General features: G+C 72.1%; 5 protein-coding genes. All 5 read left to right on the forward strand.

The window, feature by feature from the left end:
• The first annotated feature begins 267 nt into the window (after positions 1-267).
• The 5 genes from QFZ71_RS28200 to QFZ71_RS28220 are packed head-to-tail and all read left to right on the forward strand — an operon-like array spanning position 268 to position 15160.
• Entirely contained in the window at positions 268-1209 is a 942-nt protein-coding gene (locus QFZ71_RS28200) for a sterol desaturase family protein (protein ID WP_307670971.1), read from the forward strand.
• Between the two features lie 41 nt (positions 1210-1250).
• Positions 1251-10718, forward strand: a complete 9468-nt coding sequence (locus QFZ71_RS28205) for a non-ribosomal peptide synthetase/type I polyketide synthase (protein ID WP_307670972.1) — start codon at positions 1251-1253, stop codon at positions 10716-10718.
• A complete protein-coding gene (locus QFZ71_RS28210) occupies positions 10708-12390 on the forward strand; it encodes an NAD(P)/FAD-dependent oxidoreductase (protein ID WP_307670973.1) in 1683 nt (560 codons plus the stop codon). The genes QFZ71_RS28205 and QFZ71_RS28210 overlap by 11 nt, the downstream gene beginning before the upstream one ends.
• Entirely contained in the window at positions 12387-14108 is a 1722-nt protein-coding gene (locus QFZ71_RS28215; protein WP_307670974.1) for an NAD(P)/FAD-dependent oxidoreductase, read from the forward strand. The genes QFZ71_RS28210 and QFZ71_RS28215 overlap by 4 nt, the downstream gene beginning before the upstream one ends.
• Positions 14105-15160, forward strand: a complete 1056-nt coding sequence (locus QFZ71_RS28220) for an NADP-dependent oxidoreductase (protein ID WP_307670975.1) — start codon at positions 14105-14107, stop codon at positions 15158-15160. Before QFZ71_RS28215 ends, QFZ71_RS28220 begins: the two co-directional genes overlap by 4 nt.
• Positions 15161-15199 lie beyond the last annotated feature (39 nt).

Raw genomic sequence — 15199 nt, forward strand, 5'->3', positions numbered from 1 at the left:
GGATCTCATGGGGAAAGCGACCGCCGATTCCGATGAGCGAGGGGCGGTTAAAGCCGGGCGATCGGGAAATAGATGATCTGGGCCGATGGGGACAGGGGGCATCGGTTCACGTCACGGCCGGAATTCATCGAAGCCGGGCGTCGGGAAATGGCCAGTGCGGTGCCCTGGCGACCGATGCGGGCCCATCACTCGCCAGCAGCCCCTGATCTGCGCCGATGTGATGTGGCGATCTCTCTCCTAGGCAAGGTCTCTCGTGGAGGGTCACGGATGGACGAGCGTGAAAGATCCGCCGATGGCGAAAATTATTCGGCTGCCTTTTCGGGTGGCCGGAATGGCAGGGTGGGTGATTACCCGGCTCGGATCATCCGGCTCACCGCATACCCGCTTCTGCTGCTCGCGGTCGTTCTCGTGGCGGGATCCGCATTGCGGCTGCGGTGGGATCCCGCATGGGTCAGTCCGCTTTTCCTGATCGGGGTCATCTCCTATCTGGCTCTCCTGGAACGGCTGATTCCTCACGACCGGACCTGGCATCCGGACGCCGGTGAATGGCGCTGGTACGGCATCTGGTTCCTGCTCACCATGGCCGGAAGCGGCCTGGCGCAACTCCTGGTCGCGGTGGCCGTGGGCCTGATCTCGCCACCGGAACCGACCCGCCACCTCGGGATCGAGATACCGGGCGCCCTGCTGACCGGCTCACTCGCCGGCTATCTCGTGCACCGGCTGGGCCACCGCAACGCCCTGCTCTGGCGGCTGCACGGGGTGCACCACGTTCCGGAGAAGGTCAACGTCGCCAACAACGGCGTCAATCACGTGCTGGACATCGTCCTGGCCCAGGGGCTCGTCCAGCTGACCCTGGCCCTCGTCGGATTCTCCCGGCCCGCGGTGCTGGTGGCGGGGCTCTTCGTCGCCGCCCAGGGCTACTTCGTCCACGCCAACATCGACGTCCGCATCGGGCCGCTCAACCACCTGCTGGCCAGCCCCGAGCAGCACCGCCTGCACCACAGCACCGACCTGTCCGAAGCCGGCCACTACGGCTCCGACCTGGCGTGCTGGGACCACCTCTTCGGCAGCTTCACCTGGTACCCCGGCCGCGAGCCCACCTCCGTCGGCCTCCACGACCCCACATCCTTCCCCGGCACCGGCGAGATCCTCGCCGCGCTCCTGCATCCCTGGCGGCGCCGACCCGCGCCGGGCGCCCGCCCGGAGTGATCGCCGCCCCCTGACGCTCCACCACGATCAGAGGAGTTCGCATGGCCGACGTGAACAACCGGGCCGCACGGAACAAGGTGGCGATCATCGGCATGGGCTGCCGCCTGCCCGGTGGCGCCTCGGACCACCGCGCCTACTGGCGAAATCTGGTGGCGGGCAAGGACTGCATCACGCCCACCCCGCCCGACCGGTACGACGTGCGTACGCTCGGCAGCCGGTTCCGCGACAAGCCCGGCCGCCTCATCGGCGGGCGCGGCGGGTACATCGACGGCTTCGACGAGTTCGACCCCGCGTTCTTCGGCATCAGTCCCCGCGAGGCCGACCACATGGACCCGCAACAGCGCAAGCTGCTCGAAGTGGCCTGGGAGGCCCTGGAGGACGGCGGCCAGCGGCCCGGCGACCTCGCCGGCGGCAACGTCGCGGTCTACGTCGGCGCCTTCACCCTGGACTACAAGATCCTGCAATTCGCCGATCTGGGCTTCACCTCGCTGGCCGCCCACACCGCGACCGGAACCATGATGACGATGGTCTCCAACCGCATCTCCTACTGCTTCGACTTCCGCGGCCCCAGCCTTTCCGTCGACACCGCCTGCAGCTCCTCCCTGGTCGCCGTCCACCTCGCCTGCCAGGCGCTGAACAGCGGGGAGAGCGACCTCGCGCTGGCCGGCGGCACCCTGCTGCACATGGCCCCGCAGTACACCGTGGCCGAGACGAAGGGCGGATTCCTGTCGCCCGAGGGCCGCTCCCGTACGTTCGACGCCGCCGCCGACGGCTACGTCCGGGCCGAAGGCGTCGGCCTGGTCGCCCTGAAGCGGCTGGAGGACGCCGTGCGGGACGGGGACCGGATCCACGCGGTGATCCTCGGCAGCGGCGTCAACCAGGACGGCCACACCAACGGCATCACCGTGCCCAGCCCCGACGCACAGGTCGACCTCATCCGCCGGGTCTGCGCGGAGGCGGGCATCACCCCCGGCGACCTCCAGTACATGGAGGCGCACGGCACCTCGACCCCCGTCGGCGACCCGATCGAGGCGAACGCCCTGGCCCGCGCGCTGGCCATCGGACGGGCTCCGGGCGCCCGCGCCTACGTCGGCTCGGTCAAGACGAACATCGGTCACACCGAATCCGCCGCCGGAGTCGCCGGGCTGATCAAGACCGTCCTGAGCCTCAAGCACCGGATGATCCCGCCCCACATCAACCTCGAGAACCTCAACCCCGCCATCGACCCGGCCACCCTGCCGTACGAGATCCCCACCCGGCCCACCGCCTGGCCCGACCACGAGGGACCCGCCCGCGCCGGGGTCAACTCCTTCGGCTTCGGCGGCACCAACGCCCATGTCGTCCTGGAGGAGGCCCCGGCGGCCCCGCCGTCCCCGGCGGACGGGGACACGGCCGCACCCATTGGCCGGGCCTGGAGCATCCTGCCGCTCAGCGCCCGCCGCCCGGACGCCCTGACGGAGATGGCGGCCGGTATCCGGGCCGAGCTGGCGGGCGAGAACGGCCCGGCCGTGGCCCTCGACGACCTCGGCCACACCCTGGCCCACCGCCGCCAGCACCTGCCCGAGCGGCTCTCCGTCGCCTACTCCACCCGCGCCTCCCTCGACGAGGCGCTCGCCGCCCACCAGCGCGGCGAACCCCACCCGCGGGTCGTCCGCGGCCGGGCGCGGGACGCCGCCGACCGCGGAATCGTCCAGGTCTTCACCGGCATGGGCCCCCAGTGGTGGGGCATGGGCCGCCAACTCCTCGAACGGGAACCGGTCTTCCGTGACGCGGTCCTCGCGTGCGACGGGGCGATGCGCGAGTTCGCCGACTGGTCCCTCATCGAAGAGATGACCGCCGACGAGCAGGCCTCCCGGATGAGCGAGACCTGGCTCGCCCAGCCCGCGAACTTCGCCCTCCAGGTCGGCCTGGCCGCCCTGTGGCGGTCCCACGGGGTGCGTCCCGACGCCGTGGTCGGCCACAGCACCGGCGAGATCGCCGCCTTCCACGAGGCCGGGGTCTACTCCCTGCGGGACGCGGCCAGGATCGCCGTGCACCGCAGCAGGCTCCAGCAGACCCTGGCCGGGACCGGTGGCATGCTCGCCGTCAGCCTCTCCGAGGACGAGGCGGAGCGCCGGGTACGCCCCTACGCCGACCGGGTCTCCATCGCCGCCGTCAACAGCCCCACCGCGATCACGCTGGCCGGGGACGAGGCCGCACTGGCCCTGCTGGCCGAGGAGCTGCGGGCCGAGCAGCAGTTCGCGAAGTTCCTCACCGTCGAAGTGCCCTACCACAGCGTCGCCATGGAGCGCATCAAGGACGAACTCCTCGACTCGCTGGCCGCGTTGGAACCGCGACCGGCGCAGGTCCCGCTGTACCTCACCGGGACCGGGGGAACCGCGCGGGGCGAGGAACTGGACGCCGCCTACTGGTGGAAGAACGTCCGCGACCGGGTGCGCTTCCGGTCGGCGGTCGACCGCATCGCCGACGACGGCCACCAGATCTTCCTGGAGCTCGGCCCGCACCCGGTCCTCGGCCACGCGATCCGCGAATGCCTCGACGCCGCCTCCGCGTCCGGGCTCACCCTGCCCTCCATCCGCCGCCGCGAGGACGAGCGTGAACGCTTCGCGGCCTCGCTCGGCTCCCTGCACACCCTCGGCGTCCCGATCGACTGGGACCTGCTCCAGCCCGCCGGCCGCCCGGTCACGCTGCCCCGCCACCCCTTCCGGCGCGACCGCCACTGGACCGAGCCCCGGACCGTCGCCCAGGTCCGCCTCGGCCACCGCGACCACCCGCTCCTCGGCCGCCGGACCGACGCCACCGAACCCACCTGGCTGGCCCGCCTGGACACCGAGGACCTGCCCTACCTCGCGGACCACCGCATCCAGGACACCGTGGTCTTCCCCGCCGCCGGCTACCTGGAGATGGCGGCCCAGGCGGTCCTGCGGCTCACCGGAGGCACCACCGCCACCCTCGCCGACATCGACCTGCGCAAGGCGCTCTTCCTGCCGGACGGTGAGGACCGCACCGTGGAGGTGTCGCTCTCCCTGGAGAACGCCGCCTTCACCATCGCCTCCCCGGCCGGGGACGACGGCGAGCGGACCGTGCACGCCGCCGGAGTCGTCCGCGCCGGGCAGCGTCGCCGCACCACCGGCCCGCTGGACGCCGCCGCGATCCGGGCCAGGTCGCTCCGCCACCTCGAAGGACCCGACTGCTACTCCGCGCTGGCCACCCTCGGCTACCACTACGGCCCCGCCTTCCAGGCCCTGGAGGAGGTCTGGATCGGCGGAGGCGAAGTCCTCGCCCGCATCCGCCCGCCCCACGCGATCGACGGCGCCGCCGCCGGCCACCACCTCCACCCCGTGCTCCTCGACGCCTGCTTCCAGGCCCTCCTGGCCCCACTGATCCTCCGGGGCCCCGAACCCGGCACCGGAATCAGGCTGCCGCTCTCCCTGGACGAGGTCGCCCTCGAACCCGTGGGGGACCAGCCGTTCTGGGCGCACGCCACCCTGCGCGCCGCCGACGCGGACACCACCCTCGGCGACATCGCGCTGTACGCCGACGACGGCACCCCGCTCGGCCGCGTCCAGGGTTTCCGCGCCGCCGACGTGGAGAAGGCCGCCACCGCCGTCGCCCGCACCACGATCGACTCCTGGCTGGCCGAACCCGTCTGGACCGACTGCCCGCCGCTGCCCGCCGAGGATGCCGGTGGACAGCGGCGGGACGGGCACCCCATCGGCGTACACGACGGGTCGACGGTCCACGAGGGCGATGCGCGTCCCGCCTCGGCGGCCACCACCGCACCCGCCCACGACTGGCTGCTCCTCGCCGACGACGGGGGCGTCGCGGACGCCTTCGCCGCCCTGGCCGCCGCCCGCGGCGAACGCTGCCGCCTGGTCCGTACCGGAGCCGCCTACACGGCCTCCGGCGACGGCGCCACGTACACCGTCGACCCCGCGTCCGACGCCGACCTGAGCCGTCTGTTCGCGGACCTCGACCGGGACGGCGGCCCCTTCCGGGGAGCCGTTCTGCACCTGTGGAACCTCGACGCGCCCGCCCTCGCCGACTGCGACCGCACCGCTCTGCGCGACCACACCGGAGCGGGCGCGTACTCCCTGGTCGCCCTCGCCCGCCTGCTGGCCGCACGGGGAGGGGGCGGCCGTCTGCACATCGTCACCCGGGGGGCCCAGCCCGCACGGCCCGGCGAGGGGCCCGAACCGCTCGGAGCGCCCGCCTGGGGCATCGGCCGCGTACTGCGCCACCAGGAGCTGACCGACCACCCCGGCAAGCTCATCGACCTCGACCCGCGCCGGCGGCCCGGGCGCGACGGTGACCGCGTCGAGGCCGCGGCACTCCTGGCGGAGGTGCTGAGCGACGACGAGGAGGAGATCGCGCTGCGCGACGGCGTCCGCCGTACCAGCCGCCTCCGTCCCGCCGGGGACCTGACCCGCCCGCTGCCGCCGCGCCTGCGGCCCGACGGGACCTACCTGGTCACCGGCGCGTTCGGCGCGCTCGGCCGCCTGCTGTGCCGCACCCTCGTACGCCGGGGTGCCCGCAGGATCGTCCTGGTCGGGCGCACCCCCGTCCCGGCCCGTGAGAAGTGGGCGGGCACCGACCCCGCGACCGCGGAGGGCCGGGCCGTGGCCCTGCTCCGCGAACTGGAGACGCTCGGCGCGCAGCCCGTCCCGGCGGCGTTCGACATCACCGACGAGGACGCCCTGACCACGTGGCTCGACGCCCACCGGCACAGCGGGGCACCGCCCGTACGCGGGGTGTTCCACCTCGCGGGACAGGTCCGCGACACGCTCGTCGCCGAGCTCGACCGGGCCGCCTTCGACGCCGTGCACGACCCCAAGACCGTCGGCGCCCACCTCCTGCACCGGCACCTGCGGGACGAACCCCTCGACCACTTCGTGCTCTTCGCGTCGATCGCCTCGCTGCTGACCACCGCGGGCCAGACCAACTACGCCGCCGGGAACGCCTTCCTGGACTCCCTCGCCCACCACCGCCGCGCGCTGGGTCTGCCCGGACTCAGCCTGGACTGGGGGCCCTGGGCCACCGGCATGATCGAGGAACTCGGCCTGGTCGACCACTACCTGCACAGCCGGGGCATGAGCTCGCTCTCCCCGGAGGCCGGCATGGCCGTCCTGGAACGCGTCATCGGCCAGGACCACGCCCAGCTGGTCGTCGCCACCGTCGTCGACTGGCCGGTCTTCCTCGCCTGGTACCCGTCACCGCCGCCGCTGGTCGCCGAGCTCGCGGCAGCCGCCGCGCCGCCCGCCGGCGCCGTCTCCGGCGGCGGATTCCTCGACACGTTCCGCGCCGCCGACGGGGAGACCCGCCGCACCCTGGTCACCGAGCGGTTCGCCGCGCTCTCGGCCGCCGTGCTGCGGACCGGAGCCGACCGCATCGACCCCGCCACCGGCCTCGGCGAACTCGGCCTCGACTCGCTCCTCGCCATGGAACTGCGGGCCCGTATCCACGCCGAACTCGGTGTCGCCCTGCCCGTGGTCGCCCTGCTCAGCGGCACCCCCGCCGGAGAGCTCTCCGCCCAGCTCCACGACGGCCTCGCCGCCCTGGCCTCGGCGGACGGAGGAGGCGGAGCGGCCGGCGCGGTCGAACTCCACACCGACGAGCGGGAGTACCCGCTGACCCAGAACCAGAAGGCGCTCTGGTTCCTCAAGCACCTCAACCCCGACGGCTACGCGTACAACATCGGCGGAGCCGTCGAGGTGAACGCCGCCCTCGAACCCGACCTGATGTTCGAGGCCGTCCGCCGCCTCATCGCCCGCCACCCCGCACTCCGCACCACCTTCCACCTGGTGGACGGCCAAGCCGTGCAGCGGGTCTCCGAGGACGCCCCGAGCGACCTCGCCCTCTTCGACGTCCAGGGCGAGGACTGGGAGACCATCCACGCCACGATCGTCCAGGAGTACCGCAAGCCCTACGACCTGGCCCACGACCCCCTGGTCCGCTTCCGCCTCTTCAAGCGCGCACCGGACCGCTGGATCATCATGAAGGCCGTCCACCACATCGTCTCCGACGCCATCTCCACCTTCACCTTCATCGAGGAACTCCTCAGCGTCTACGAGGCGTTGCGGCGCAACCAGGAGCCCCAGCTCCCACCGGTCGAGGCCCGCTACCTCGACTTCCTCAACCAGCAGAACACCTTCCTGGCCGGGCCCGAGGCGGCCGGCATGCTCGACTACTGGCGCTCGCACCTGCCGGACGAGGTCCCGCTGCTGGACCTCCCCGTCGACAAGCCGCGCCCGGCGGTCCAGACCCACAACGGGGCCTCCGCGTTCTTCGTCCTGGACGACGAACTGAGCGCCCGCGTCCACACCCTGGCCCGTGCGCACGGCGTCACGCCGTTCATGGTGCTGCTGAGCGCCTACTACCTCCTGCTGCACCGCTACTCCGGGCAGGACCACCTCGTCGTCGGCAGCCCGGTGACCGGCCGCACCCGGCAGGACTTCGCCTCGGTGTACGGCTACTTCGTCAACCCGCTGCCCCTGCACGCCGACCTGTCCGGTGACCCGACCGTCGCCGAACTGCTGCAACAGGTCCGCCGTACGGTGCTCGGCGGCCTGGACAACCAGGAGTACCCCTTCGTCCTCCTCGTCGAGGAGCTGGGCCTCCAGCACGACCCCAGCCGCTCCGCCGTCTTCCAGGCGATGTTCATCCTCCTCACCCACAAGGTCGCGGCCGAACAGTACGGCTACCGGCTGGAGTACATCGAACTACCCGAGGAGGAGGGGCAGTTCGACATAACCCTGTCCGCCTACGAGGACGAGGCCGAGGGCCGCTTCCACTGCGTGTTCAAGTACAACACCGACCTCTTCCTCCCCGAGACCATGCGCCGCATGGCCGCCCACTACACCCGTCTTCTGGACCGCATGACCCGTGTGCCGGGCGAACGGCCCGCCTCCCGCCTGGAGATGCTCGGGGACCACGAGCGCGAGCGGCTCGTGGGGGAGTGGAGCCTCCCGGCCCTGCCGCTCCCCGGCCACCGGGAGGACGAGCCGTTCACCCCGGTCCACGCCGTGATCGCCCGTGCCGCCGCCGACCACCCCGAGACCACCGCCGTCATCCTGCCCTCCCCGCACGGGGACGCGTACCGGCTGACCTACGCGGAGCTGGACCGGCGGGCCGAGGACACCGCCGCCCGGCTGCGGACGCTCGGTGTCGGCGAGGGCTCGGTGGTGGTGCTGTGCCTGGAGAAGTCACCCGAGCTGATCGTCGCCCTGCTCGCCGTCCTCAAGACCGGCGCGGCCTACCTCCCGCTCCGCCCCGACCAGCCCGCCGACCGGCTCGCCCGGCTCGTGTCGGCCACCGGCGCGGAACTGGTCCTCGTCGAGGACGGAGCCGGAAACGGGCGGACGAGGGACCCGGCCGCCCCGACGCTCACCCTCGCCGCGCTCCGCGGCACCCCGTCGCACCCCGCCGGGGCACCGTGCGCGACCGACCCGGACGCGCCCGCCTACATCATCACCACCTCCGGTTCCACCGGCCGGCCCAAGGCCGTTCGCGTCAGCCACCGCAACCTCGCCTCCGCCTACGGTGCATGGCGCCAGGAATACCGGCTGGAGACCGAGGTCCGCACCCACCTCCAGATGGCCGAACCGGCCTTCGACGTGTTCACGGGCGACCTGGTGCGCGCCCTCTGCTCGGGCGGCACGCTCGTCCTGGCCGACCGCGACCTCCTCTTCGACACGACCCGGCTGTACCGCACGATGCGTCAGGAGCGGGTGGACTGCGCGGAGTTCGTGCCCGCCGTCGTACGCGGTCTGATGGACCACTGCGAACGGGAAGGGCTGCGGCTGGACTTCCTGCGGCTCCTGGTGGTCGGTTCGGACGCCTGGAACGTGGGGGAGTACCGGCGGCTGGCCGAGCTGTGCGGACCCGGCACCCGCCTCGTCAACTCCTACGGCCTCACCGAGGCCACCATCGACAGCGCCTGCTTCGAGGGGCCCGTCGACGACCTCGAACCCGGCACGATGGTCCCGATCGGCCGGCCCCTGTCCAACAGCGTCCTGCACATCCTCGACGCCCACGGCGAACCGGTCCCGCCCGGCGTGCCCGGCGAACTCTGGATCGGCGGCGACGGCGTCGCCCTCGGCTACGCCGGAGACCCCGGGCAGACCGCCGAGCGTTTCGTCACCCGGACGCTCTCCGGGGCTGCCGACGCCCGCCCCGAACGGCTCTACCGCACCGGTGACATCGCCCGCTGGGACGCGCACGGCCGGGTCCACCTGCTCGGCCGCACCGACGGCCAGGTCAAGCTGCGCGGCCACCGCATCGAGATCGGCGAGATCGAGACGCACCTCGCCCAGTGGCCCCGGCTCACCCGCGCCGTCGTCACCGTACGCACCGACACCGGGGGAGACGCGGCCCTGTGCGCCTACTGCGTGCCGGAGGCCGGCGCGACCCTGGACGTCCGGGCCCTGCGCCGCCACCTCGCCCGCTCCCTGCCCTCGTACATGATCCCGTCCCACTTCACCGAGCTGCCCGCCCTGCCGCTGACCGCCAACGGCAAGGTCGACACGGCCGCCCTGCCCGCCCCCCGCGCCGGAGCCGGCGACCGGCCCCACGAGGAACCCGTCACGCTCTACGAGATCAGCCTCGCCCGGCACTGGAAGACCCTCCTCGGCCGCGAACAGATCGGTCTGGAGGACGACTTCTTCGAACTCGGCGGCAGCTCGATCAAACTCATCGAACTCCTCCACCACCTGCGCACCGAGTTCGGCGTCGGCGTCCCCGTCAGCAGGCTCTACCAGGTCACCACCCTGCACGGGATGGCCGCCACCGTCGAGGACGTCCTGCTCGGAGCGAGCGCCGAGGAACTGCCCAGCCTCACCTTCAACCCCGGACAGGACACCGCGCTCTTCTGCTTCCCGCCCGCCGGCGGCCACGGACTCGTCTACCGCGGTCTCGCCGCCCACCTTCCCGGCCTCGCCGTCATCGGCTTCAACTACCTCCCCGGTGACGACAAGCCGGCCCGGTACGCCGACCTCATCGAGGCCGACCGGCCGGACGGCCCCTACCTGCTCCTCGGCTACTCCCTCGGCGGCAACCTCGCCTTCGAGACCGCCAAGGAACTCGAGAGGCGCGGCCGCAGCGTCGCCCACGTCGTCATCATCGACTCCCGCCGCATCCTCACCGCCTACGAACCGGACGCCTCCGGCATCGCCGCCTTCGAGGCCGAACTCGCCGACCACGTACGCAAACACACCGGGTCCGAGGCCGTCACCCACGAGACCCTCGCCCACGCCGCCGAGTACCTCGCCTTCTGCGGGCGCACCCCCAACACCGGCACCGTCGCCGCGACGGTCACCGTCATCACCGACGAGGAGAAGTCCGCCCTCTACGCGGCCGGGGAGCACGGCACCTGGCACGGCAGCTCCACCGGGGCCACCGCCGTCCTCCGCGGCTCCGGGGTCCACGCCGACATGCTCGACGCCGAACACCTGGCGCGCAACGCCGAGCTGGTGCGCTCCACCCTCACGGGGGGCGCGCCCCATGGCGGATGACGACTCCACCGACTGGACCACGAGGGAACGCGCCCCCGGCGCCCCGCCCCGCGTCATCGTCGTCGGCGCGGGCGTGGCCGGCCTCTCCACCGGCTGCTACGCGCAGATGAGCGGGGCCAGGACCCGTGTCTTCGAGAAGCACGTGCTGCCGGGCGGCTGCTGCACCGCCTGGTCGCGCGACGGCTACCTCTTCGACTACTGCATCGAATGGCTCATCGGCACCGCCCCCGGCAACGACGCGCACCAGGTGTGGGCCGAACTCGGTGCGCTGGACGGCAAGTCCGTCACCAACTTCGAGCTGTTCAACAAGGTCGAGGATCCCTCCGGCCGGTCGGTGTTCTTCTACAACGACCCCGACCGCCTGGAGGCCCACCTCCTGGACGTCTCACCCGCCGACGGCCCCCTCATCCGGGCCTTCACCCGCGACCTGCGACGCTTCATCGACATCGAGCTGTACCCGTTCCTGACCGCGCCCGCCCTGCGGACCGCACGGGAGAGGGCGCGGACCCTGCGCACGGTGCTGCCCGCGTTCCGGCTGTTCTGGCGGACCGCCGCCACCCCGATGCACACCTTCGCCGACCGGTTCCAGGACCCGCTGCTGCGCACGGCGTTCCGCAACATCTTCTTCCAGGACCCGGAGGGATTCCCCCTGCTGCCGTACCTCTTCAACATGGCGGCCGCCCACCACGGCAACGCGGGCTTCCCCCAGGGCGGTTCGCTCGGACTTGCCCGCTCGATCGAGGAACGCTACCGGGGCCTGGGCGGCACGATCACCTACCGGGCCCGCACCGAACGCGTCCTCGTCGAGAACGACCGGGCCATCGGCATCGAACTCCGCAACGGAAAAAGGTACTTCGCCGAACACGTGGTCTCCGCCTGCGACGGCCACACCACCGTCTACGGGCTGCTCGGCGGCCGGTACACCGGACCCCGCATCGACAAGCTCTACACCGACCTCCTCCACCGCCCCGGAACCCTCTTCCCCGCCGTCGTCTCCGCCTTCGTCGGCCTGCGCGGCGATCCGGACCCCGCCGAGGCGCACAGCACCACCCACCTCCTGGCCCCCGACGACGCGGCCCACCTCCCCGGTGCCCTCCAGGACAGCCTCGTCGTCCAGGCCCGCTCCCGCTACTCCGACGGTTTCGCACCGCCGGGCCACTCCGTCCTGCACTGCACCTACTTCAGCGACTACGCCCACTGGAAGAACCTGCGCACCAGGGACCGCAAGGAGTACCGCCGGCGCAAGCGCGAAGTCGCCGACTTCGTCCGGGACTTCCTGGAGCGCCGCACCCCCGGCACCGCCGACCGCATCGACATCGTCGAGGTCGCCACCCCCGCCACCACCCACCGCTACACCGGCAACCTCAACGGCTCCATCCTCGCCTGGAAGGCATTCTCCGACGCCGACGACGTCGCCGCCCGCCTGGTCGGCAAGGACCGGATGCGGCTGCCCGGACTGAGCGGCTTCTCCATGGCCGGGCAGTGGGTCGGCATGGGCGGACTGATCCGGGCCGCCTCCACCGGCCGCTTCGCCGTCCAGTACCTCTGCCGCGAACTCGGACTGGAATTCCGGGCGTGGGAGAGCAAGGGGAGCGAGCCCTGGCACCCCGGAAAGCTGGGGCACCTGCCCCAGCTCGACCGGTGGTCCGCACGGGAGAGGAAGGACTCATGAGCGGCCGTGCCACCGCCTCGGGGACGGGCGGCGACCGGCCCAGGGAGACGATGATCATCATCGGGGCGGGGCTCGGCGGCCTCTCCACCGGCTGCTACGCCCAGATGAACGGCTACCGGACCCGCATCCTGGAGATGCACGAGATCCCCGGCGGTTGCTGCACCGCCTGGGAGCGCGGCGGTTTCACCCTGGACGCCTGCGTCAGCTGGCTCCTCGGCAGCGGACCCGGCAACGAGATGCACCAGATCTGGCTGGAGCTCGGCGCCCTCCAGGGCAAGGAGATCCGCCACTTCGACGTCTTCAACATCGTGCGCGGCACGGACGGACGGGCCGTCCACTTCTACTCCGACCCGGACCGCCTCGAAGCCCACCTCATCGACATCTCGCCCGCCGACGCCCGCCTCGTGCGCACGTTCTGCCGGCAGCTCCGCAGCTTCCGCAAGGCGCTCGCGGTCTACCCCTTCCTCAAGCCCGTCGGACTGATGGGACGCGTGGAGCGCTGGCGGATGCTCGCCTCCTTCCTCCCGTACGTCAACGCGGTCCGCACCACGATCACCGTCCTGATGACCGACTTCTCCCAGAAGTTCACGGACCCGCTCCTCCGGGAGGCGTTCAACTTCATCCTGTACGAGAAGCACCCGGCCTTCCCCGTCCTCCCGTTCCACTTCCAGCTCGCCTCGCACGCCAACCTCTCCGCGGGCGTCCCCGAGGGCGGCTCCCTGGGTCTCGCCGAGTCCATCGAGGCCCGCTACCGCCGCCTCGGCGGCGAGGTCACGTACAACACGAAGGTCGAGTCGGTGATCGTCGAGGACGACCGGGCGGTCGGCGTCCGGCTCAGCGACGGCGGGGAAATGCGCGCCGACATCGTCGTGTCCGCCTGCGACGGCTACACCACCACCATGAAGTTCCTGGACGGCGCGTACCTGGGCGAGGACTACCGCAAGCTCTACACCGAGACCATCCACGAACCCGGCATGGTCTTCCCCGGCTACTTCACCCTCTTCCTCGGCCTCTCCCGCCCGTTCCCCGAGGGGGACCCCTGCACGACGCACCTCATCGACGAGGCGATGGCGGCTGAGCTGACCGGCATCCGCCATCCCAGCGTCAACGTCCAGTTCCGCAGCCGCCACTACCCCGAGCTGTCCCCGGAGGGCACCACCGTCGTCTACGCCACCTACTTCTGCGACATCGCCCCCTGGCGCGCCCTGGACGAGGGCCCCGAACAGGTCACCCGCACCCGGGGCGGCCAGAAGCTGCACACCCTGCCGGTACGCCACGGGCGCGGCTACTACGCGGCGAAGCGGCGGGCCCGCGAGGCGCTCATCGACTTCCTGGAGCAGCGCCACCCCGGCCTGCGGGACGCGATCGTCGTCCGCGACGTCTCCAGCCCCCTCACCCAGGTCCGCTACACCGGCAACTACGACGGGACCGTCCTCGGCTGGCAGCCCTTCGTCGAGAGCGGCGAGACCCTGGAGGAGCTGATCAAGAAGCACGGGCCCGGCCTGCCCGGACTGCGGAACTTCTATCAGTCCGGCGTCTGGGCCACCACCGGCGGCCTCATCCGCGCCGCCGCGGCCGGCCGCCACGTCATGCAGTTCGTCTGCCGCGACGACGGCAAGCCCTTCACCGCGTCGCTCGACCGCACCGCACCCCCACCGACCCACCGGGTCATCCCCGTGCCCGTCCGCCCCGCCGCACCACCGGAGAGGAAACGATGAAGATCGCGAAGTGGGTGGTCCGCGACCACGTCGAGGGCGTCCCCGACGTGGACCGGGTCTACGAGAAGGTCGTCGAGAACGTCGACGTCACCCTCGCCCCCGACGAGATGCTCCTGCGCACCCTGTACGTCTCGGTCGACCCCTACCTCCAGGGCATCGCCCTCGACACCCCGCTCGGCGGGCACATGGGCGCAGACTCGATCATGGAGGTGGTGGAAGCGGGTCCGCGTGCCGCCCACCGCGTCGGCGACCTCGTGCAGGGCTTCGGCGGCTGGCGCACCCATGTGATCTCGACGGGCGCCGCCGAACTCTGGCAGACCGGCACGTTCCCCATGGTCTTCCCGGCGTACCGCAGACTCGACCCCCGCTGGTACGACGACGAGCTGCCGCTGCCCACCGCCCTCAGCGTCCTGGGCGGCCCCGGTATGACCGCGTGGGGGACCCTCTCCAAGTACCTGACGGTCAGTCCCGGCCAGACCCTGGTGATCAGCGGGGCCTCCGGTGCGGTGGGCACCCTCGTCGGACAGCTCGCCGCGCTCGCGGGGGCGCGGGTCGTCGGCACCACCTCGTCCCCGGACAAGGCGGACTACCTCACGGGCCTCGGTTTCGACGCGGTGGTCGTCTACCGCCACGGGGACGACACCGACACCGTGCGCGAGGCGCTCACGCGGGCCGCCCCGGACGGCGTCGACCGGTACTTCGACAACCTCGGCGGTACGGTCACCGACGCGGTGTTCCCCCTGCTCAACATCGGCAGCAAGGTGGCGGTGTGCTGGCAGTGGGCGACCCAGGTCGCCAACGAGACCACCGGCCCCCGGCTGCTGCCCTACCTGATGTTCCCGCGCGCCACCGTGCGCGGCATCTTCTCCCTGGAGTGGTTCACCGAGGAGAACTGGCAGGCCCTCCACACCGACCTCGGCGGCCGCGTCCGGCGCGGCGAGGTCGCCTTCGACCACACCCTCCACCACGGCTTCGACAGCATCCCCGCCGCGTACGGCAGTCTCTACGCCGAGCGGGCGGCCAACCGGGGAAAGGTGCTCGTCGAACTCTGAGCGCGGCCCCTCGACGCGGCCCCTTCCCCGCACGCTCCG

The sequence above is a fragment of the Streptomyces sp. V2I9 genome (assembly GCF_030817475.1).
Classification (GTDB): domain Bacteria; phylum Actinomycetota; class Actinomycetes; order Streptomycetales; family Streptomycetaceae; genus Streptomyces.